General features: G+C 36.4%; 24 protein-coding genes. 17 read left to right on the top strand and 7 right to left on the bottom strand.

What is annotated here, in order from left to right:
* The first annotated feature begins 454 nt into the window (after positions 1-454).
* The 4 genes from MKY70_RS24010 (at position 455) to ltrA (ending at position 5742) form a co-directional block, all read left to right on the top strand.
* Complete coding sequence (locus MKY70_RS24010; RefSeq protein WP_341025868.1) at positions 455-1612, top strand: RNA-guided endonuclease InsQ/TnpB family protein; 1158 nt, start codon at positions 455-457, stop codon at positions 1610-1612.
* 151 nt (positions 1613-1763) lie between these two features.
* The gene (locus MKY70_RS24005) at positions 1764-2528 is read left to right on the top strand and encodes an SDR family oxidoreductase (protein WP_445662078.1); all 765 of its coding nucleotides are present in this window, start codon (positions 1764-1766) and stop codon (positions 2526-2528) included.
* Between the two features lie 213 nt (positions 2529-2741).
* On the top strand, positions 2742-3875 hold the full coding sequence (gene ald, locus MKY70_RS24000; protein WP_341025863.1) for an alanine dehydrogenase: 1134 nt from the start codon (positions 2742-2744) through the stop codon (positions 3873-3875).
* Positions 3876-4443: 568 nt separating this feature from the next.
* A complete protein-coding gene (gene ltrA, locus MKY70_RS23995) occupies positions 4444-5742 on the top strand; it encodes a group II intron reverse transcriptase/maturase (RefSeq protein WP_088031616.1) in 1299 nt (432 codons plus the stop codon).
* Between the two features lie 152 nt (positions 5743-5894).
* Here ltrA and MKY70_RS23990 read toward each other — a convergent pair whose 3' ends face one another.
* Together MKY70_RS23990 and MKY70_RS23985 are read right to left on the bottom strand one after the other, a co-directional pair.
* Positions 5895-6320, bottom strand: coding sequence for a hypothetical protein (locus MKY70_RS23990; RefSeq protein WP_012261815.1), 426 nt, complete (start codon positions 6318-6320; stop codon positions 5895-5897).
* On the bottom strand, positions 6317-6580 hold the full coding sequence (locus tag MKY70_RS23985) for a helix-turn-helix transcriptional regulator (RefSeq protein WP_002003636.1): 264 nt from the start codon (positions 6578-6580) through the stop codon (positions 6317-6319). Before MKY70_RS23985 ends, MKY70_RS23990 begins: the two co-directional genes overlap by 4 nt.
* A 110-nt stretch (positions 6581-6690) precedes the next feature.
* On the opposite strand from MKY70_RS23985, the gene MKY70_RS23980 reads away from it, so the two are divergent.
* The 7 genes from MKY70_RS23980 (at position 6691) to MKY70_RS23950 (ending at position 10527) form a co-directional block, all read left to right on the top strand.
* Positions 6691-7119 (top strand): hypothetical protein, encoded by a 429-nt coding sequence (locus tag MKY70_RS23980; protein WP_137076057.1) that lies wholly within the window; start codon positions 6691-6693, stop codon positions 7117-7119.
* Between the two features lie 44 nt (positions 7120-7163).
* The gene (locus tag MKY70_RS23975; protein ID WP_002129379.1) at positions 7164-7496 is read left to right on the top strand and encodes a cupin domain-containing protein; all 333 of its coding nucleotides are present in this window, start codon (positions 7164-7166) and stop codon (positions 7494-7496) included.
* On the top strand, positions 7493-8287 hold the full coding sequence (locus MKY70_RS23970) for a GNAT family N-acetyltransferase (protein ID WP_341025859.1): 795 nt from the start codon (positions 7493-7495) through the stop codon (positions 8285-8287). The genes MKY70_RS23975 and MKY70_RS23970 overlap by 4 nt, the downstream gene beginning before the upstream one ends.
* A gap of 3 nt (positions 8288-8290) precedes the next feature.
* Entirely contained in the window at positions 8291-8635 is a 345-nt protein-coding gene (locus MKY70_RS23965; protein WP_002067488.1) for a DUF6176 family protein, read from the top strand.
* Between the two features lie 124 nt (positions 8636-8759).
* Positions 8760-9269, top strand: coding sequence for an RNA polymerase sigma factor (locus MKY70_RS23960; RefSeq protein ID WP_341025857.1), 510 nt, complete (start codon positions 8760-8762; stop codon positions 9267-9269).
* Positions 9250-10257, top strand: a complete 1008-nt coding sequence (locus tag MKY70_RS23955; RefSeq protein ID WP_341025855.1) for an anti sigma factor C-terminal domain-containing protein — start codon at positions 9250-9252, stop codon at positions 10255-10257. Before MKY70_RS23960 ends, MKY70_RS23955 begins: the two co-directional genes overlap by 20 nt.
* Before the next feature lie 63 nt (positions 10258-10320).
* On the top strand, positions 10321-10527 hold the full coding sequence (locus MKY70_RS23950) for a hypothetical protein (RefSeq protein WP_002088956.1): 207 nt from the start codon (positions 10321-10323) through the stop codon (positions 10525-10527).
* 45 nt (positions 10528-10572) lie between these two features.
* On the opposite strand, the gene pepQ is transcribed toward MKY70_RS23950, so the two are convergent.
* A complete protein-coding gene (pepQ, locus tag MKY70_RS23945; RefSeq protein ID WP_002088955.1) occupies positions 10573-11670 on the bottom strand; it encodes a Xaa-Pro dipeptidase in 1098 nt (365 codons plus the stop codon).
* A gap of 149 nt (positions 11671-11819) precedes the next feature.
* On the opposite strand from pepQ, the gene MKY70_RS23940 reads away from it, so the two are divergent.
* Positions 11820-12503, top strand: a complete 684-nt coding sequence (locus MKY70_RS23940) for a metal-dependent hydrolase (RefSeq protein ID WP_289405171.1) — start codon at positions 11820-11822, stop codon at positions 12501-12503.
* A 40-nt stretch (positions 12504-12543) separates the two neighbouring features.
* Here the strand turns inward: MKY70_RS23940 and MKY70_RS23935 are convergent, their stop codons facing one another.
* Positions 12544-12705: a hypothetical protein gene (locus tag MKY70_RS23935; protein ID WP_289404732.1), complete on the bottom strand. Its 162-nt coding sequence runs from the start codon at positions 12703-12705 to the stop codon at positions 12544-12546.
* Between the two features lie 244 nt (positions 12706-12949).
* On the opposite strand from MKY70_RS23935, the gene MKY70_RS23930 reads away from it, so the two are divergent.
* Together MKY70_RS23930 and MKY70_RS23925 are read left to right on the top strand one after the other, a co-directional pair.
* Positions 12950-14263 (top strand): DRTGG domain-containing protein, encoded by a 1314-nt coding sequence (locus tag MKY70_RS23930; RefSeq protein ID WP_002034295.1) that lies wholly within the window; start codon positions 12950-12952, stop codon positions 14261-14263.
* 366 nt (positions 14264-14629) lie between these two features.
* Positions 14630-14893 (top strand): DUF3949 domain-containing protein, encoded by a 264-nt coding sequence (locus tag MKY70_RS23925; RefSeq protein WP_002015513.1) that lies wholly within the window; start codon positions 14630-14632, stop codon positions 14891-14893.
* Between the two features lie 7 nt (positions 14894-14900).
* Here the strand turns inward: MKY70_RS23925 and MKY70_RS23920 are convergent, their stop codons facing one another.
* Complete coding sequence (locus MKY70_RS23920) at positions 14901-15206, bottom strand: YtpI family protein (RefSeq protein WP_002088950.1); 306 nt, start codon at positions 15204-15206, stop codon at positions 14901-14903.
* A gap of 315 nt (positions 15207-15521) precedes the next feature.
* Between MKY70_RS23920 and MKY70_RS23915 the strand changes: the two genes are divergently transcribed.
* Entirely contained in the window at positions 15522-16454 is a 933-nt protein-coding gene (locus MKY70_RS23915; RefSeq protein WP_341025852.1) for a DHH family phosphoesterase, read from the top strand.
* Positions 16455-16506: 52 nt separating this feature from the next.
* Here MKY70_RS23915 and ytrI read toward each other — a convergent pair whose 3' ends face one another.
* Together ytrI and MKY70_RS23905 are read right to left on the bottom strand one after the other, a co-directional pair.
* Positions 16507-17010: a sporulation membrane protein YtrI gene (gene ytrI / locus MKY70_RS23910; protein ID WP_002088948.1), complete on the bottom strand. Its 504-nt coding sequence runs from the start codon at positions 17008-17010 to the stop codon at positions 16507-16509.
* The gene (locus tag MKY70_RS23905) at positions 17007-17420 is read right to left on the bottom strand and encodes a YtrH family sporulation protein (protein ID WP_002034291.1); all 414 of its coding nucleotides are present in this window, start codon (positions 17418-17420) and stop codon (positions 17007-17009) included. The genes ytrI and MKY70_RS23905 overlap by 4 nt, the downstream gene beginning before the upstream one ends.
* Before the next feature lie 42 nt (positions 17421-17462).
* Between MKY70_RS23905 and dnaE the strand changes: the two genes are divergently transcribed.
* On the top strand, positions 17463-20795 hold the full coding sequence (gene dnaE, locus MKY70_RS23900) for a DNA polymerase III subunit alpha (protein WP_088034047.1): 3333 nt from the start codon (positions 17463-17465) through the stop codon (positions 20793-20795).
* A gap of 133 nt (positions 20796-20928) precedes the next feature.
* Positions 20929-22137, top strand: a complete 1209-nt coding sequence (locus tag MKY70_RS23895; RefSeq protein WP_161793975.1) for an NAD(P)-dependent malic enzyme — start codon at positions 20929-20931, stop codon at positions 22135-22137.
* Positions 22138-22142 lie beyond the last annotated feature (5 nt).

The following is a 22142-nucleotide window of genomic DNA, read 5'->3' as shown; positions in this document are numbered from 1 at the left end:
CATTTTTATTACTGTTTACAATTTTATTATAAAACAAATTTTGGTAATGTGCTTGTCGGAAACGTTACAGAATTTTGAAAACTTTACTTTAATTCATTTTAGTTGTAATTGAAGCGAGAACTTGTTACATATGGAGTATAGCAATTTAAAAGAAGGAAACAACAGTAAGTAAAAATATAGGTAAACGTCGACATGCGTAGTGAAATATAGGATTGATGACTGTATGGAGAGAAATATTTCAAATATCATCATCGCACACAAAGATAGTTTTTGGTTACGACTGGTTTAAGGAATTTCTTCATAAGATGGAAGTCAAAGTTATCATTGTTACGAATGAAAAGTTGTCTTCACAAGAAGAAATTGTTCAAAATTTGATATCTATCATTCATGTATGTAGTTGTAGAATATATGGATTGAGGAAATATAAAGAGAAAATGTCGGAGGATGAAGAGCTATGAAAAAAGCCTATCTAATAGAGATTAAACCGACAAATGAACAAGTAACCAAGATCCATCAAACGATTGGAGTGTGCAGATATGTTTACAACCTATATCTATCTAAAAATAAAGAGATATATGAATCTGAGGGGAAATTTCTTAGTGGCTATGAATTTTCTAAATGGCTAAATAATATTCATACAAAAGAGTGCGACCAGTGGATTAAAGAGGTGTCGAGCAAAGCGGTAAAACAAGCGATTACGAATGGAGATAAAGCTTTTAAGCGATTTTTTAAAGGTTTATCTAAGTTTCCGCGATATAAAAAAAAGAAGAAGCAAGATGTGAAGTGCTATTTTCCTAAAAATAACAAAACAGATTGGACAGTAGAAAGGCATAGAGTAAAAATACCTACAATTGGTTGGATAAGGTTAAAAGAATATGGATATATCCCTAAAAATGCAACTGTAAAAAGTGGCACAGTATATCAAAGAGCAGGAAGATATTTTGTATCTGTACTTTGTGAAAGAGAAGAAGTAAGGGTAAAACCAATGCTGAATAAAATAGGTTTAGGGATTGATTTAGGGCTGAAGGATTTCGCTGTACGTAGCGATGGAAAAACTCACAAAAATATAAATAAAACAGTACAAGTAAAAAAGAAAGAAAAACGGTTAAAACGTGAACAACGCTCTTTATCACGCAAATTTGAAAATATAAGAAAGAGAGGTGAACAACCTGTTGCTAATAAAAGAGCGAATATAGATAAAAACATTCTTAGGGTGCAAAAACTACATGCCAGGCTAGCAAATATTCGATTAGCGTATGTAAAGTCTATTGTAAATGATGTGGTGAAAACCAAGCCAAGATTTATTACAGTAGAAGATTTGAATGTGAAAGGTATGATAAAGAATAAACATCTATCTAAAGCAATTGCGAAGCAGTGCTTTTATACATTTAAAACATGGTTGTTAACGAAATGTGAGGAGTATGGAATCGAACTACGTCAAGTAGATAAATTCTATCCCTCGTCAAAGTTATGCTCATGTTGTGGTCAAAAAAAAGTAGACTTAAAGCTATCTGACCGAGTATATAAATGTGACTGTGGTAATGTAATGGATAGAGATTTGAACGCGTCAATCAACCTTTTACAAGCAAAAGTATATACAATACTAACGTAAATAGATTGTATATCTGTACGGTGGGCTACATCGGAATTTACGCCTGTGGAGTGTCACATCAAACTGTAGTAGCGAGTTAGTGGCGAGACAGGACACGTAGAAGCAGGAATACTCTAAGAGTGTACATTTGTCTATATTTTTAGTAGCAGGCATGTTTGTGAGACACGCGCTCATTACAGCCGGTACGAAAGGTTTAGGAAAGCAAGTAACAGAAAAGTTATTGGCTAAAGGATATTCAGTAACAGTAACGTATCATAGCGATATAGCTGCTATGGAAACAATGAAAGAAACATATAAAAATATGGAAGAACGTCTACAGTTCGTGCAAGCGGATGTCACGAAAAAGGAAGATTTACATAAAATAGTAGAAGAAGCGATGAGCTGTTTTGGCAAAATTGACTTTTTGATTAATAATGCTGGTCCTTACGTATTTGAAAGGAAAAAATTAGTCGATTACGAAGAAGACGAATGGAATGAAATGATCCAGGGTAATTTAACAGCGGTGTTTCATTTATTAAAACTTGTCGTACCGATTATGAGAAACCAGCGATTTGGCCGTATTATTAACTATGGATTTCAAGGGGCAGATAGCGCACCTGGATGGATTTATCGTTCGGCCTTTGCGGCTGCGAAAGTAGGACTTGTCTCGTTAACGAAAACAGTAGCTTACGAAGAGGCGGAATATGGTATTACTGCGAATATGGTTTGCCCTGGTGATATAATTGGTGAAATGAAAGAAGCAACGATTGAAGAAGCGCGAAATCTGAAAGGTAGTAACACACCAATTGGTAGATCTGGAACAGGCGAAGATATTGCAAGAACCATTTCGTTTTTATGTGAAGAAGATTCCGATATGATTACTGGCACGATTATTGAAGTAACAGGTGCTGTTGATGTTATTCATAGACATCGATAGAATTAAATAAAGTGAAGTTTCAAACAATTGGACAGTTTATCCTTTATACTGAGAGGTACGGATAATACTGTCCTTTAATGTAAGGTTAAATCTATCGGAAAACTTGTATTATTTTTTGTCAAATATTGAGATATTATGTTAGAATATAAGAGTATAGAAAGCGCTTTAAAAAATGATTCAGGGGTCATTTCATAACTCAAGGGGGAACTAATAATGCGTATCGGTATTCCAACAGAAATTAAAAACAATGAAAACCGCGTGGCAATGACGCCAGCGGGAGCTGTACATTTAGTACAAAATGGTCATGAAGTTTTTGTTCAAAAAGGATCAGGTGTAGGATCAGGCTTTACAGATGAAGAATACGTACAAGCTGGTGCGAAACTTGTTGAAACTGCTGAAGAAGCATGGAATCAAGATATGGTTATGAAGGTAAAAGAGCCAGTTGAAAGTGAATACGGTTATTTCCGCGAAGGTTTAATTTTATTCACATACTTACACTTAGCTCCAGAGCCAGAATTAACGAAAGCATTAATTGATAACAAAGTGGTATCAATTGCATACGAAACAGTACAATTAGACAATCGTTCTTTACCATTACTTGCACCTATGAGTGAAGTAGCTGGTCGTATGTCTGCGCAAATCGGTGCACAGTTCCTTGAGAAAAACAAAGGCGGTAAAGGTATTTTACTTGCAGGCGTTCCAGGGGTGAAACGCGGCAAAGTAACAATTATCGGCGGTGGTCAAGCTGGTACAAACGCAGCGAAGATTGCAGTAGGTTTAGGTGCAGATGTAACAATCATCGACTTAAGTGCAGAACGTCTTCGTCAATTAGATGACATTTTCGGAAACCAAGTAAAAACTTTAATGTCTAACCCGTATAACATTGCAGAAGCTGTAAGAGAATCTGATCTTGTAATCGGTGCAGTATTAATCCCAGGTGCAAAAGCGCCAAAACTTGTAACAGAAGAAATGATTCAATCGATGGAACCAGGATCTGTCGTTGTAGATATCGCGATTGACCAAGGTGGTATTTTCGAAACAACTGACCGTATTACAACTCACGACAACCCAACTTACGAAAAATATGGTGTTGTTCATTATGCAGTTGCAAATATGCCAGGTGCGGTTCCACGTACATCAACGCTTGCATTAACAAACGTAACAGTACCATATGCAGTACAAATTGCTAACAAAGGCTACAAAGAAGCTTGCCTAGGCAACGCTGCATTATTAAAAGGTATTAACACATTAGATGGCTACGTAACATTCGAAGCAGTTGCAGAAGCGCACAGCTTACAATACGCTGATGCGAAAGAGCTTCTTGAAAAAGCTCCTGCTTTATCATAATAGAAATACATGTAAGCCCCTCCTTTTGTAAGGAGGGGCTTTTTATTTAGCGTGCCCAGCTAAGCTGGGCACTGCTTGCTGGTGAAAGTCCAGCCTAGGTAAGAGCCAAGTCGCCTAGTAGCTGACAGGCAGCTGGTGGAGAAATCCTAAGGTTGAAGCCCTGTGACAAAGTAACTTCTACTAGAAGTGCGAGCGAATCAACAGACCGTAACATAAAGTGAACCTTGCCGCCTCGTTAAAAGCAACCTAGCAATAGGACAAAGGGAAGTCGAGCCTGGTGAATATGGGCGAAGACCATGGAAGATGTAAAGAACTTGGAAATACGACATCGAAGAATCCCTCGGGGTACGGAGGGCGGTATGTTGAGAAAGTAGTGTCTGGAACTGGGGAGACCCTCCTTTGCCCTTTCTTTCAGAAAGGAGAGAGGAAACCTATAAGCATATACGAAATGGTGGACTGTAAAGAGGGAGTCGGAGGAGGTCATAGTACTGAATATCATAACGACAACACAACGTTATGTAGGGAAGGACCTCTACTTTGTTCATAAGTTGGAAGGAGGTAAGAGTGAGTGAATGCTGGAAAACTAGCTAACTACACTGATGTAAAAGCTCAAGAACTTTGGAAGACTTTATATCTTTGTGCCAAAGAAAGTTCAAGTCGTAGGTTTCACGCGTTGTATGACAAAATATATCGTCCTGACATATTGGCTGAAGCATGGAGAAGGGTAAAACGAAATCAAGGAAGCGGTGGAATTGATGGACAGACGATTGAAGAAATCGTGTATCAATATGGAGAACGAAACTTTCTCAATGAATTATATATAGAATTGAAAAGTAAATCATACCATCCACAAGCTGTAAGAAGAATGTATATTCCAAAAGGTGATGGAAAACAAAGACCGCTTGGAATTCCCACGATCAAGGATAGGGTTGTACAAATGGCAACGAAATTGGTGATAGAACCTATCTTCGAAGCCGATTTTCAAGACTGTTCGTATGGGTTTCGCCCGAAACGAAACGCACATCAAGCGATATCGAAGATACGGAAAGCGAGTAAAACATCTCATTGGATTGTAGATGTAGACATACAAGGATACTTTGACAATATTAATCATGACAAATTAATGAGGCTTGTAGAAAGAAGAATCAGTGACCGAAGAGTGTTAAAACTCATTAGAAAATGGTTGAAAGCGGGAATCATGGAACATGCGCAATTTCATGAAACGACATTAGGTACACCACAAGGTGGCGTGATATCTCCATTACTTTCTAATATATATTTAAACTATATGGATACCATTTGGGAAAAGAAGTGTAAACATTTGGGGGAACTAATTCGATATGCGGATGACTTTGTCATCGTATGTCAAACAAAACAACAAGCATTAGAGAGTATTCGGATACTACAATCCATTATGAATAAGTTAGAACTTACAATCCATACAGAAAAGTCGAAGCTAGTGAATACGTGGGATGGAAACGAGGGATTTGATTTTCTAGGATTTCACCACCGAAAATACCCTAAACATGTGAAAGGCGGGAAGAAAGTGCATGTGATGGCACATATTCCGAGCCAGAAAGCCATGAGGAAAATGCGGGAACGCATTAAAAGATACACAGAGCCGAGGAACAAACTGTATTTACAATTGGAAGAGATGGTGAAAGGTTTAAATAGAATTCTGCAAGGATTCAAGAATTATTATAGCTTATCTTCAATTGGACAGAAGTGGCTCTGTAAAATAGACTGGTACGTCCTAGAACGACTTAACCTTTTTTGGAATAAGAAAAGAAATGTTCGAAAGAAACATGGTCGTATCAAGGACTTGATGAAGAAAACAACATATGCACTCGTGAAAGTAGGAGGATAGAACAAAACTGAACGCCAAAGAAGGAAGAACATCGGAAAGCCGTATGAGGGAAAACCTCACGTACGGTTTGATGAGGGGAAGCTGAAACAGAAAAGGGATGGCAAAGCCATCCCTAAAGAAAATTTAATCTGTTTCAGCTTTCTACTCTACGGCTAATTGTCTAGTTTCTTTACAATTCTTAATCCGAACATCATTGTAAAGAAAAGAATACCAAACAAATAATACAAGGCATACTCAACTCGTATCATCGAATTTTTGTCAGTGATATATAAAATAAATAGTATCGCAGAACCGATTAAATGAGAGAGGCCGAAAATTTGCGCCATAAGTTTTAAACTCATCTTCTCGATTCTTTCATCCATCTCAGGTAATGGATATTTCTCGGAATCGTGCTTCTTTTTCTTAAAGAATATTCGTTTCACTATGAATAGTATTAAGGCTAAGAGTATGTATACGCCAGTGAATAGAAGGACAGAACTAATCTTTTCTTCATCATTACTATTGAAATAAAGAAAAGTTGAACCTAACAATAAAATGGTAAGATGCGAAATGAACTCTTGATTAAAAGTATTTTTCATTCTTTTTCCTCCCCGGTTTTATCTAATTGAAATAAATCTTCTACTTTACAGTTGAAAAACTCACATAATTTCAATGCTAATTCTAAACTCGGGTTGTATTTATTCTTCTCGATAGCGATGAGGGATTGTCTAGTGATTTGAACAGAGGAAGCTAATTGCTCTTGGGTGATGTCTCTAACGACGCGGAATTGTTTTACTTTATTTTTAATCAAATATACAAAGTCTCCTTTTTGTAAATTTGTTACATTTATAATATCCATTTTTAGGTAAAAGGTAAATGAAACTTTACGAGAAATATTGCTTGTTATGATGTTGTTTTTTGTGATAATTTGGAATTAAATGAAAAATGAAAGTCGATAGAGGAGATTCAATGGGGAGTAAAAATAGGAAGAAAAAGCAAGCTAAAAGACAAAAGTATATAAAGAAAAAACAGGAACAGAACATACCTCTTTCAAAAAAAGTAGTCATTATGATAGAAAAAACATTTCGATATATTTGTATGGCTCTGTATGTGATTTTGTGTATGTATTCATTTGGACTGTTTTACAGTTTTGAGATAACTCCTAATATTATTGAGAGTAGTCTAGTTTTTATCCTTGTTGTAATAGAATTAGTCTTATTCGTTATATTCTTTCATAAAGTATGGCCTAGTTATGAAAGTAAGAGAGATAGGAAAAGAAAAAAGAGAAAAAAATCTTCATCCGATTCAAGCTCATCAAGCGGATTTGGTGATTACAGTAGCAACGATTGTAGCAGCTCAAGTGATAGTGGAGGAGATTGCGGAGGTGGTGGAGACTAAGTTAGTTTTTCAGAAGAACGACTAATGAAAGGGTGGGACGAAAGATGGAAACTGTAAATTTATTAGAATTAACAAAGGACATTCAAGAACAACATAAAAACTTCGTCGTTTCAAATGTAAATAATCATTGTTTACGAATCGCCGTATTTACTGGTGAATATGATTGGCACTATCATTCTAATTCGGATGAATTATTTATTGTGCTAGAGGGAGAACTACTTATCGATTTTGAAGATGGAGAGACGGCGGTTTTAAAGCCAAATGATTCTATCTTAATTCCAGCATGCACGATCCATAGAACGAGAGCATTCAAGAGAACGGTAAATCTTTGTTTTGAAAATATAGAGGCGGATACGATTAAAGTGGAGCAATTATGAAAAAATTATCTGTAGCCCAGTATAGAAAAATCCTTCCGATTTTAGAAGGTCATACAAGGACAACAACCTTTGCTCATGCGGTATGTGATCAAATGATAGATGGTGAAGTTTTTGCAAACGAGAAATTAACAGCAGGACTAATTCGTACAGCTAATGGTATCTATTATTTATTTGGTGATACGGATGATCAAAATTATAACGAATATTTATTTGCATATTTAAAAATGGCTATTGAAAAAACAGAGAAGAGATTTACATTGTTCACTTCGAGTGACGAGTGGGAAATGATGTTAGAAGAGCGTTTTAGTAATGCATTTCGGAACATCCCACGAATGACATTTCAATTTCAAAGAGAAGTTTTTGAAGATAGAAAAATAGAATTAAACAAAAATACATATGAAATTAAACGTATTGATAAAAGTGATATAGAACGAAGTAATGAATTTACAGAGGATTATTACAAAGAATATTGGGGATCAAAAGAAGTGTTTTTAAATAACGGCTTTGGTTTTTGTATAGAACAAGATGGGATGATTGTAGCCGAATGCGTCTCAATATTTAGCGGGAATGGTTTTGCTGAAATTGATATTGCAACACATGAAGCACATCAAGGGAAAGGGTTAGCTCAAGCTGTCGCAACACGTTTCATTGAACAGTGTATACAAAATCATATTACACCATGCTGGGATTGTAATGTAGATAATATTCCCTCGCAAAAATTAGCTAGTAAATTAAGCTTCCATAATCCAGTAGAATATGTTTTGTTTGTCCGCAAGAAAATGGGGGAATAAAAGATGAACGTAGAATTAACAAGATTCAAAGTCAAGCCAGGTAAAAGTCATCGCGTAGATGAATGGATGCAGCTTCTTAATGATAATATGAAAGAAGTGCTTTTGACATTAAACGACGAAAAGATGTATGTAGAGACAATTTTCCGGGAAATAAGAGATGGAGAAGAGTACTTATATTGGTATTCTGTGCAAGGAGAAGGCGGGGCTCTTGTCGAAAATTCTCATCATGAAATTGATAAAAAGCACTTAGCGTTTTGGTATGAATGTATTGATGAAGAAACACCGTCTGTTGATATGGAAACAGAAGTTGTTATGATTCAAGATGTTGTGAAGGAAGTAATGAAATAATAGAATAGTATGTTGGAGAGAAGCACATCAAAATAGATGTGCTTTTTATTTTGAAAAAAATTTTAAAGAAAAGCTGTATACATTTTACGCTCTCAAACGTTGAGTATATAGAAAGGAGAGCAGAATGAGCCATGATACGTTTGAAACATTATTAATAGAGAAATCAAAAGCTGTGTTTGGATACTTAATTAAGATTGGAGCAGATAGAAAAGAAGCGGAAGATATTGTGCAAGATACGTTGTATAAGGCTTTATTGCTTATGGAGGAAATACCGTTAGAGCATTTAACGCCGTGGCTATTTAGAGTTGCGATCAATCAGCACCGAGATTTACACCGAAAAGAAAAAAGACTAAATCCAATTGCGATTGAATCGGTCGTTCTTATTGGTCAAAAGTCATTAGATGAAGTGCTTTTAACAAGTGAACTGCAAGGAGAAGTACAAGAAATACTGGAGACGATGACGGAGGATTATCGTCATATTTTACTGTTGAAATATGAATATGAACTATCTTATAAAGAAATTGCCATTTTATTAAGTATGAAAGAAGAAACAGTGAAAACAAGTTTGTACCATGCAAGAAATCAATTTAAAAAATTGTATAGGAGGAGAAACGATGAGTCGGAAGGACTTTGATTTGAATATGGATGATAAGCAGATGAAGACTTTGATGAAGAGAGCGAAGAGGAAACAGCTTTTTAGAAATTTTGTCATCTCAATCTTTGCATCTACATTAGTGATTGTTGGATCTTTCACTTTAATAGTATATTTAAAACAAAAAAACTTTAATGAGATGGAAAGAAGAGTATTTGCAGAGCAAACTGTAAAGGGTCCTAACATAAAATTTTATTCTCACAGAAAATTAAATATGGGTTTAATGAGCGATTCTATTATGTATAGTTCATATAAAAATATTTCGGGTCAACCAGTTAAGTGGATAGATGAAATATATGAATATGATGTGTGGGGATATATGTCCCGAAGTCATAATGGAAATACGTATTTGGATGAAGGACCGCCTAATCAAGAAGGATCTGACACGAGGAAAGACTATAATATACAAACAATGCAACGTGAAATGCGATTTTACTTACCGTTTATGAGGTATGTAAATTATGTGAATGATTTAAACCAAATCGGGGATCTGAAAAATAAAGTCGCAGAAGTGGCTTTGTCGTTTGATAAGGCGTATACGATGGATGAAATTATGGGAATACTACCTAAAAATGTGCAACCAGTTTGGTTTTGGGTTGATACATACAATGAAAAGAAACCGGATAAACATGTTGGTTTAGCAGACTCAAAAACAGGTAATGTGTTAAATGCAGTAAAGTCTACTCATGTCTATGGGTTCACTGGAAGCTATGCTAAAAAGGAAGAAGACATGAAAATGGATTTTGAGAGGAATTCAAAAGGATTTGTAGGAGCAATGAAAACATTAGCAGAAGATGAACGACATATGGATGATGCAAAAGATTCGTATAAAGAAATAAAAAACACGAAACCAAAAGACCTACCAATATACGGTGTAGTTGTAACAGGGAAAACAGAGGATTTACAAGGTTTACAAGGAGCAACATATATTAAGGCGGCTGTAAGAGGCGTAACAGTTGAGAAATATTGATTACAATTAATTAATGTGAATAATCAGAAAATTTATGTTATAATATGGGAAAAGGAGGTTTATATGAGGCAAATACATGGAGCAATTTATATTTACATAACAATGTTTTTCGTGGCGATATCCTATGGATTAGGGCACGTGTATTCGCATCCTATACTAACTTTTTTAAGCGGAGCATGTATGGCGTTTGCGCTTCTTGTCCACCTTTTCTCAGTTTGGATCGTGAAATTTCAAATAAATATTAGTGAGATAGAAGAAGGCACTTTTTAAAGGGCCTTCTTTAATAAAAAGGTAGCGATCACGCTACCTTTTTTATTATTTCACAAATTGTAATTCTTTCGGGAATTTCGTTAAGATTTCTGATCCGTCTTTTGTGATGTAAATATCATCTTCAATACGAACGCCGCCTACGTTTGGTACGTAAATACCTGGCTCGATTGTGAAGACCATACCTTCTTTTAATAGAGACTCATTGCCTTCTTTTACATCTGGATATTCGTGTACGCTAATTCCAAGTCCGTGACCAAGTCGGTGTGGGAAGAAGTCGCCGTAACCTGCATCTGCGATAACAGAGCGAGCAGCGTTGTCAATTGCACCAAATGTAACGCCTGGTTTACATGCTTCAACTGCTTGTAGTTGTCCAGCAAGTACAGTGTTGTAAATGCGAGTTTGTTCTTCAGAAATATCACCAAATGCTACTGTACGCGTAATATCAGAGCAATAACCTTCAATGATTACACCTAAATCAAATAGTACGAAATCGCCGCGTTTCATTTTGTTTGCACCTGGAATACCGTGTGGAAGAGCAGAGTTTGCACCTGCTAATACCATCGTATCGAATGACATTTTATGGATGCCTTTTGTTTTTAATTCATGCTCAATAATTGCTAATACTTCTAGCTCACTACGATTTTCTTTAATTGCATTTACACCAACTTCAACAGCATAATCTGCCATTTTAGCTGCTTCACGTAAAATAGAAAGTTCTTTTTCGTCTTTAATTAAGCGAAGCTCGCGAACTTTCTCTTCAGCTGATTTGAAAGCTGCATTTGGGAATAATTTTGTTAATTCTTCGTAACGCTCTACGTTTAAATGTTCTTTTTCAATTGCAACTGCATTTGCATCAATACCACGATCTTTAATTGCTTTTGCAATCATATCCCATGGTCTGTCCGTATCAGTAAATCCGATAATCTCATGTGCCCAGCCAGCGTTACGTGCTTGGCCTTCTTCCATTTTAGGACAAATTAAAATAGGCTCTTTTTCTTGGAATACAAACATACCAAGTAGTCTTTCATGTGGTTCACAGTGGAAGTTTGTCATGTAGAAGACGTTCGGTGTAGAAGTTAAGAACGCAGCTTCTACGTTTTTTTCTTTTAGCCATTGCATTAAATTTTCTAATCTAGCATTCATCGATTGGCACCCCCGAGATATTTAATTACAAATATAACTTTACATCGGAGGAAAGCGTTATGACAAGTAAATCGATGTTAGAAAAGACAGGGAATTGAGAAATCATGTAGAATAAAAAGTGAGAATGTGAATAGGGGAGGAATGTAATGATGAAAGTATCGTATCACGGGCATTCAGTTGTAAAGATTGAAACGAATGGAAAAGTTATTTTAATTGACCCGTTTTTAACGGGAAATCCGAAAACAGATTTAAAGGCTGAAGATGTAAAAGTTGATGCGATTATTTTATCGCACGGACACGGTGATCATGTTGGGGATACAGTAGCGTTAGCAAAGAACAATAATGCGGTCGTTGTGGCACCGTTTGAATTAGCGACATTTTTAGGATGGCAAGGTGTAAATACACATCCAATGCATATTGGTGGTTCACATGAATTTGACTTTGGAAAGGTGAAATTTACTCAAGCATTCCACGGCTCTAGTTATATTGATGAAGAAAATAAGACGATTACATATACAGGTATGCCAGCTGGTATTTTGTTTACAGCAGAAGAGAAAACGGTATACCACGCAGGAGATACTGCTTTATTCTCTGATATGAAGTTAATTGGAGAACTTAATAATATTGATGTAGCATTTTTACCAATTGGTGATAATTTCACAATGGGGCCAGAAGATGCTGTGTTAGCAGCAAAATGGATAGGTGCGAAAACAGTTGTACCGATGCATTACAATACGTTCCCAGTTATTGAACAAGATCCATATCAATTTGTAGAAAAGCTACAAAATTGTACAGGGAAAGTATTAGAAGCTGGAGAAAGTATTACACTATAAAAAAGAAACCCTTCATTTGAAATGACAAGTGAAGGGTTTTTTACGTGTGTAGTACAGCTTTTAAAGTTTGCGCTTGTTTTGGTGATTCTTTTCTTTTTGGAAGTGACCGTTCGGGTGTTTCATTCAACTCCATTGCAACTTTTTTTCCATCTACGAAAGCTAAAAACACAGCACCTACAACCTCTAAAATTTTTTTCATCATGTATTCGCTCCTTTGTTTCATTTCTTGTCTTAATTGTATATGGAATCGAGTGGACAAACTATCGAACGAGATGACAACAGCATTACATTGTTGTAATAGAATGACTGGTGTAATGTAAGGAGCATTTTGTTATAAAAAAAATAGTACAGACATACAAAGAGAGAGTGTAACAGTTTTGGAAATATAGTATACTGAAAATACAACACATGAAGAATTTAGGGAAAAGAAAGTATGGTGAAACCATTTGGCTACCAAACATAATCAAATTTTAGAACATATTAATAGCCTGCCAGTAGGGCATAAAATTTCTGTGCGGCAAATTGCGAAAGATTTAAGTGTAAGTGAAGGGACCGCTTACCGTGCAATTAAAGATGCAGAAAATAAAGGGTATGTTAGTACAATTGAACGTGTCGGAACAATTCGAATTGAGCAAAAGAAGAAAGAGAATATCGAAAAACTGACATATGCAGAAGTCGTTAACATTGTCGATGGCCAAGTACTTGGGGGCAGAGAAGGACTACATAAAACGTTAAATAAATTCGTTATTGGGGCTATGAAATTAGAAGCGATGATGCGCTATACAGAAGCGGGGAACTTACTTATTATCGGTAACCGTACGAACGCACATCAATTAGCATTAGAAACAGGGGCTGCTGTATTAATTACAGGTGGATTTGATACAGAAGAGCATGTGAAAAAGTTAGCAGATGAATTGAAATTGCCAATTATTTCGAGTAGTTATGATACATTTACGGTCGCAACGTTAATTAACCGTGCAATTTATGATCAACTTATTAAGAAAGAAATTGTACTAGTTGAAGATATTTTAACACCAATTGAAGAAACACTATATTTAAAGCCTAGTGACATAGTGCAGAAATGGCATGAGTACAATGAAGAGACGATGCATGGACGTTATCCAATTGTGGATGAAAATAAAAAGGTGTTAGGTATCGTAACTTCGAAAGATATGATTGGTGTTGCGAAAGAAACACCGATTGATAAAGTTATGACGAAACACCCTATTACGGTAAATGGAAAAATGTCCGTCGCAGCTGCAGCACGTATGATGGTGTGGGAAGGTATTGAATTACTTCCTGTTGTGGAGGATGGAAATAAATTGCAAGGTATCATTAGTCGTCAAGATGTACTTCAGGCCTTGCAGATGATTCAGCGTCAACCACAAGTTGGTGAAACGATTGATGACATTGTAACGAATCAATTTATGACGCCGAAAGAAGCAAAAAATGAGCATTTATATCAATTTTCAGTGACACCACAAATGACGAATTCAATCGGGACGTTATCTTACGGTGTATTCACAACAATTGTGACAGAAGCAACAAACCGCGTCATTCGTGCGCAGAAGAAGAGCGATTCAATTGTTGAGAACTTAACAATTTATTTCGTAAAACCGGTTCAAATTGATAATGTTGTATCGGTTCATCCGAAAGTATTAGAAATTGGCCGTAAATTTGGTAAGGTTGATGTAGAAGTGCATCATGAAGGTAATGTTGTTGGGAAAGCATTACTTATGGTGCAATTGATCGATAAATAAAAAGATGGAACAAATCGCTTTGGTTTGTTCCATCTTTTTTGTTTTATCCCGCATTAACGGGCAGTAGTAAGACTCCCACCTCAAAATTCGGCGAATGCGAGGAAGTTAGGTGGGAGATAACTGCCCGTAAAAGCCCGATTGGTGAAGGCTAATAATCAGTGGGGGATGGACAAAACCCCCACTGATTAAAGTTTCACTTTATTGGGTTTGGAAGCTGTTGCTAAAGATGTGGAAGAGTTTTAGCGGGAAATATATATAAGGAGAGATGATTGTATAATTAGAAAAAACAGAATATTGATTTGTTTAGAGTGTATACTATGATATAATTAGATTGTAAGATAATGGATGTCGGAAGGGGGATGCAATATGTCATCAGAATTACTCTTTTTTGGTGGTATCGCACTCTTTTATTTCCTTGTGATGATACCAATTCAATACTTATACTTACAAGGATTAAATGAAAAAAAGAAACGAACAGGATTATCTCAGCAAGAACTATACAAACAGATGTCTTTTGAAGAAGAACAATTACATTTTCACGTGCAAGGTAATCCCTTTAATATACCATCTGCGTTTGTTGCATATATGATTTTGAAAGTGAAGGGACGTAAAAAAGCATCACAGTGTTGATGCTTTTTTACGTTGTTTTATAAGATTCGGCTTCTTTGACTGCTAATGGTAGAAAGTGTTTATATTGGCGGAATCCATTAAATGTACTCGCGCTGCCAAGTAAAATAAACAAAACACCAACGATAATGCGTGCAGTTGAAAGTTCTAAAAAGAATTGGTTTATCCCAAAGAATAGGACGAATAAGCCGAGTGCCATTGCGGATTTTCCAGAGAGCCAACCTTTCTCCATTGGACGGTTTGTACGAAAGAATTTTGTTTTATAGAAGAGGTACAACACAAATGAGATGATAATACAAAAGACGAATACTGGCATAATACACGCTCCCATCGATTGGTATAAAAATAATAATTTAGAAAAAAGAAAAATCTAAACTTTCTAACTTTTATTATAAAGCAATTGTTCGCATGTATGAAATGTTTTCCGTTATAATGGGGGATAAAGTGAAACTTTAATTAGTGTGGGGAGATCCCACGTACTAATTAAAAGCCCTCACCAATCGGGCTTTTACGTGCATCCAGGCTCCAAATTAATTTTGCCCCATTGTTTTTAATACTTTTGAGGTAGGAGTCTTACTACACATTAATGCGGGATAAAATGAAGAAGTTGAATAAAAAGGAGATTATACATATGCATGAGCAAATTTTAGGAGCAATTAAAGAGTTTGATACAATTATTATTCATCGTCATGTACGTCCAGATCCAGATGCGTTAGGTTCTCAATGCGGACTTGGTACAATTCTGCAAGAATCGTTTCCAGAGAAAAATATTTATATGGTTGGGTATAACGAGCCTTCTTTATCGTTTTTACGAGTAATGGATGATATTGAAGATAGTGTATATGAAAATGCACTTGTTATCGTATGTGATACTGCGAACCAAGAACGTGTTGACGATCAACGCTATGCAAAAGGGAAGATGTTAATTAAAATTGATCATCATCCGAATGAAGATCCGTACGGAGATATTACGTGGGTAGATACGACATCAAGTTCTACAAGTGAAATGATTTATGAGTTTTACAGTTATGGAAAAGATAAAGGATTACAGATAACGAAAGAAGCAGCTCGTCTTATTTTAGCGGGTATTGTTGGGGATACAGGTCGTTTCTTATTCCCGAATACAACAGCGAAAACACTTCGTTACGTAAGTGAGCTTGTTGACATGGATGTAAAATTCACAGATTTATACAATGAAATGTATAAGACAAAAGAAAAAATCGCTCGTTTAAATGGTTATATTTTACAAAACTTCACAATGGTAGAAGAAGGCGCAGCGTACATTAAATTAACGAAAGAGGTACTAGAAGAGTTTGATGTACTTTCTACTGAAGCATCTGGTGTTGTCGGAGCACTTGGTAATATTGATGGATTAAAGGCATGGGTTCTATTTTTAGAGGAAGATGATGTTATTCGTGTTCGTCTTCGTTCAAAAGGACCAGTTATTAATAAGTTAGCAATGCAATATAATGGCGGAGGACATCCGATGGCTTCTGGTGCAAAAGCATCTTCTTGGGAAGAAGCAGATCGCCTGTTTGCTGATTTACGTGAGCTGTGTAGATAAAAATTGTAGGTTGAACGAAAGAGAAGGAGAGGCACTGAAGCCCTCCTTTTTTTTATTTTTCTTTCTCTATATCAATACTAATTTCAAGTACGGTATCAAAAGAGACTGTGTCTACTTTAAAGCGGTATATACGATCGTAATGTTTGTACGTTTTATTTTCGATGACTTTTTTGAGCAGGTCTTTATTTTTTGCGATGCTTTGAATGTTTTTCGTTAAAAGATGCTGGAGATCATTATGGATAGAAGTGGTCATGTTTTCAAGTGTAAGATTGTCTAAATCATATTTTTTTCGATTTATAATTTTTATTTTGATTTCTTGAATTGTTAAGAGCCGTTTATTTTCTGTGTTCAATTTCTCTTGGTCTTCGAGAAGGACGTGGAGTTTTGCTTCTTGTTTTTCGATAATTTCTTTTTGTTCTGCTATTTTACTAGTTTGTTCTTCTTGAAAAACACCGTATATGTACAAAAAAACAAACCAGCTCAACACGCCTCCAACAGCAGCGCCAGCTAAAACTAAATACCACCTTTTGGCTGTATTGGCACTGGGTACTCTCATACATGTTCCTGTGTAAGCCATTTAATAATAATAAGACCAGTTTGCATACCGCCAGTTGCAAAAAAAATAAGGAGAATTTGTTTTACGATATCTTTCATATCTCCGCCAAAGAAGCTTCTTTCAAAGCTATAAAAGGTATCGAACGTTCCGCCAATTGCTGCAACGAGTGCCCAAATTCTTAAATTTTGGGCGAATTGATTAATATAAGTTAGAGCTGGTTTTCCGATGAGAAATGCACCAAATCCGCCAATTAATGAACCACCAAGTATAACTCCAAAGGCAATAAAATAACTAATAATAAGCAGAGAGAAAAAAGTATGTTCTCTTACATCCATCGTCATTCCCCTTTCTTCTTCATATATATGGACAAAGTATGAGAAGTATGTTTTGATTTCCGCTTTCCTCATCACCTATAATAAAAGTAGTCACATAGGTAAAGAGAGGGTACAACAGTGAAGTTTGTGCATTTACAATGTCAAACCGTTTTTAGTTTATTAAAAAGTGCTTGTAAAATTGATGAGCTTGTCATTCGGGCGAAAGAGCTTGGATTTTCATCGCTGGCCATTACAGATGAAAATGTTATGTATGGAGTTATTCCGTTTTATAAAGCATGCAAGAAAAATGGTATACAGCCTATTATCGGCTTAACAGCTTCTATTTTTAGTGAAGAAGAAGAAAGGTCTTATCCACTTGTCTTACTTGCTGAGAATGAAATAGGCTATCAAAATTTATTAAAGATCTCTAGCAGCATTATGACGAAGTCAAAAGAAGGTATCCCGAAGAAGTGGCTTGCTCATTATGCGAAAGGGTTAATTGCAATTTCACCAGGGAAAGACGGAGAGATTGAACAGCTATTATTAGAAGACAAAGAGAGTCAGGCTGAAGAAGTAGCTCGTACGTATCAAAATATGTTCAGCAATTTTTATATAAGTTTGCAGCATCATGCAATTCAAGATGAACTGCTTTTACAAGAAAAACTGCCTGAATTTATTAATAAGGTAAACGTTCCAGTCGTTGCAACAAATGATGTTCGCTATATTAATCAAAGTGACGCACTTGTTCATGAATGTTTATTATCTGTTGAAGGCGGAACGAAAATGACTGATCCAGATAGACCGAGAATGAAAACGGATCAGTATTATTTAAAGTCATCGGATGAAATGGGAGCACTATTTTCTCATGCTGAGGAAGCGGTTCAAAATACAATAACAATCGCGGAACGTTGCCAAGTAGAAATTCCTTTCCATGTAAATCAATTACCGAAATTTCCTGTTCCATCTAACGAGACGAATGATACGTATTTGCGCCGTGTTTGTGAAGAAGGCTTGCAGAAACGCTATGGTACGCCGAAAGAAGCGCATATAGGACGTTTGGATCATGAATTAAATGTTATTTCTCGTATGGGATTTAGCGATTATTTCCTCATCGTGTGGGACTTTATGAAATATGCACATGAAAATCATATTTTAACTGGGCCAGGCCGTGGATCGGCAGCTGGTTCACTCGTTTCTTACGTATTGGAAATTACAGATATTGATCCGATTGAATATGAATTATTATTTGAAAGGTTTTTAAACCCTGAACGTGTGACACTTCCAGATATTGATATTGATTTTCCAGATATAAGACGTGATGAGATGATTCGATATGTGAAAGATAAATATGGTCAGCTTCGTGTTGCTCAAATTGTAACGTTCGGAACTCTTGCAGCGAAAGCCGCAATTAGAGACATTGCTCGTGTAATGGGACTCCTGCCAAGAGATATTGACATATTTTCAAAACTTATCCCATCAAAGCTTGGTATAACGTTAAGAGATGCATATGAGGAATCGCAATCGCTCCGTGAGTTTATACAAGGGAATCTGTTACATGAGCGTGTGTTTGAAATTGCAAAACGTGTAGAGGGATTACCGCGTCATACGTCTATTCATGCAGCTGGCGTTATTATGAGCCAAGAACCGTTAACGGGAAGTGTAGCGATTCAAGAAGGGCATAACGATGTTTATGTTACGCAATATCCAGCTGATGCATTAGAAGAACTTGGATTGCTCAAGATGGACTTTTTAGGCTTACGTAATTTAACGTTACTTGAAAATATTATAAAATTTATTGTTGAAAAAACTGGGAAACAAATTGATATAAGAAATTTACCTCTGCAAGATGAAAAGACGTTTCAATTGTTAGGAAGAGGGGATACAACAGGTGTATTCCAGCTTGAATCAGGTGGTATGCGAAATGTACTTCGTGGGTTAAAACCGAATGAATTTGAAGACATAGTCGCTGTTAACTCGTTATACAGACCAGGGCCGATGGAACAAATTCCAACCTTTATTGAATCGAAGCATGGGAAAAGACAAATTGAATATTTACATCCGGATTTAAAGCCGATTTTAGAAAGAACATACGGCGTAATTGTATACCAAGAACAAATTATGCAAATCGCATCGAAGTTAGCTGGATTTTCGCTTGGAGAAGCGGATTTGCTACGTCGTGCAGTGAGTAAAAAGAATCGTGATATTTTAGATCAAGAACGTAAGCATTTTGTTCAAGGTTGTTTGGAAAACGGATACGATGAGACATCTTCAGAACAAATTTATGATTTAATTGTAAGATTTGCGAATTACGGTTTTAACCGAAGTCACGCTGTAGCTTACAGTATGATCGGATATCAGCTTGCATATTTAAAAGCAAATTATACGCTGGAATTTATGACTGCGTTATTATCAAGTGCAATTGGAAATGAAGATAAGATTGTGCAGTATGTACGAGAAACGAAGCGGAAAGGTTTTCACGTTTTACCGCCGTCTCTTCAGAGAAGTGGTTATAACTTCCAAATAGAAGGGAATGCGATTCGATATAGTTTACTTTCGATTCGGAATATCGGGATGGCTACCGTGACGGCATTACTCGAAGAACGAGAGGAAAAAATGTTCGAAGATTTATTTGAGTTTTGTCTTCGTATGCCATCAAAATTTGTAACAGAGCGAAATTTAGAAGCGTTTGTCTGGTCTGGTTGTTTTGACGGTTTTGGTGTTTCGAGGACGACGTTATGGAGAAGTCTTAAAGGAGCGTTGGAGTATGCAAATCTTGCACGTGATTTTGATTTAGGGGATGCTGTTCCGAAATCAAAATACGTACAAGGAGAAGAGCTATCCTTTATTGAACAGTTAAATAAAGAGAAGGAAGCACTCGGTTTTTATTTATCTAGCTATCCGACAGCGCAGTATGCGGAGCTAGGAAAAGAATTAGAAATTCCATCTCTTGCTCAGGCGATGCGACATAAGAAAAAAGTACAAAGAGCGATCGTATATATAACAAGTGTGAAAGTTATTCGTACGAAAAAGTTGCAAAAGATGGCGTTTATTACATTCTGTGATCAAAATGATGAAATGGAAGCCGTTATTTTTCCAGAAACGTATATACATTTTTCGGACAGGTTACAAGAAGGTGCAATCGTTTTAGTTGATGGTACGATCGAGCAAAGAAATCATAAGTTGCAATGGATCGTGAATGGACTATATCCGCTAGAAGAAATGGATGTTTATGAAGGAATGAAAGAAGCATCTGTTTACGTGAAATTGCCGTCTCAATATGAAAAAAAGCTTGTAAATCAAGTTACAAAAATATTGTTTGATTATTCAGGTTTTACGAAAGTACTAATTTATTATGAAAAGGAACATAAAATGGTACAATTATCTCGAAGTTTATCGATTCATCCAAGTGAAGAATGTCTAGGAGCACTTCGTGAAATTGTCGGTGACGAAAATGTCGTTGTGAAAATATAATGGACAATTTCCCTACACTTCGATTATTATAGTAGTAGTGTTCGTGGTCAGACCACTTGGAGAAATTGATATCAGCAAGCATAATTTGAGGAGAGTGGATAGTTTGTCAACACTTCGTGAAGAAGCACTTCACATGCATAAAGTGCATCAAGGAAAATTAGAAACTGTATCAAAAGTAAAAGTAGAAAATGCAAAAGATTTAAGTCTTGCATATTCTCCAGGGGTTGCAGAGCCTTGTAAAGAAATTTATGACGATAAAAGTAAGGTATATGAATATACAATGAAGGGAAATATGGTAGCAGTTGTGACAGATGGAACGGCTGTACTTGGTCTTGGTAACATTGGACCTGAAGCATCTCTTCCAGTAATGGAAGGTAAAGCTGTATTATTCAAGAGCTTTGCTGGTGTAGATGCATTCCCGATTGCCTTAAATACAAACGATGTAGATAAAATTGTTGAAACTGTAAAATTAATGGAGCCAACTTTTGGCGGTGTAAACTTAGAAGATATCGCAGCGCCAAACTGCTTCGTTATTGAAGAACGTTTGAAAAAAGAGACAAACATTCCAATATTCCATGATGATCAACACGGAACAGCTATCGTAACAGTAGCAGGCCTTGTGAACGCGCTGAAGTTAGTTGGAAAGAAAATGTCTGACATTAAAGTTGTCGCAAATGGTGCAGGTGCAGCAGGTATTGCAATCATTAAACTTTTATACCGCTATGGTGTACGTGACGTTATTATGTGTGACCGTAAAGGTGCAATCTATGAAGGTCGTCCTGTCGGTATGAATCCGGTGAAAGATGAAGTTGCAAAATATACAAATAAGAGTCGTATAGAAGGTTCTTTAGCTGACGTTTTACAAGGTGCGGACGTATTCATTGGTGTATCTGCAGCAGGTGCATTAACTGAAGAGATGGTTCGTACAATGAATGACGATGCAATTATTTTTGCAATGGCGAATCCGGTTCCAGAAATTATGCCAGAATTGGCAAAAGCAGCGGGCGCAGCTGTTGTTGGAACAGGTCGTTCTGACTTCCCGAACCAAGTAAATAATGTACTAGCGTTCCCAGGGATTTTCCGCGGTGCACTTGATGTACATGCGACACAAATTAATGAAGAAATGAAGATGGCAGCTGTACAGGCCATTGCAGAGCTTGTATCAGAGGATGAGTTGAATGCAGATCATATCATTCCAGCACCATTTGACGCGCGTGTAGCGCCTCAAGTAGCGGCTTACGTTGCGAAAGCAGCAATGGAGACAGGAGTAGCTCGCCGTCAAGTAGATCCAAATGAAGTCGCTGAGAAAACAAAACAATTAGCGCTGATTGGTAAAGAATAAGCGAG

This window comes from Bacillus sp. FSL R9-9492, assembly GCF_038007365.1.
Classification (GTDB): Bacteria; Bacillota; Bacilli; order Bacillales; family Bacillaceae_G; genus Bacillus_A; species Bacillus_A mycoides.
The sequence above is the reverse complement of the archived record's forward strand: the minus strand, read 5'-3'. Positions and strand labels throughout refer to the sequence as shown.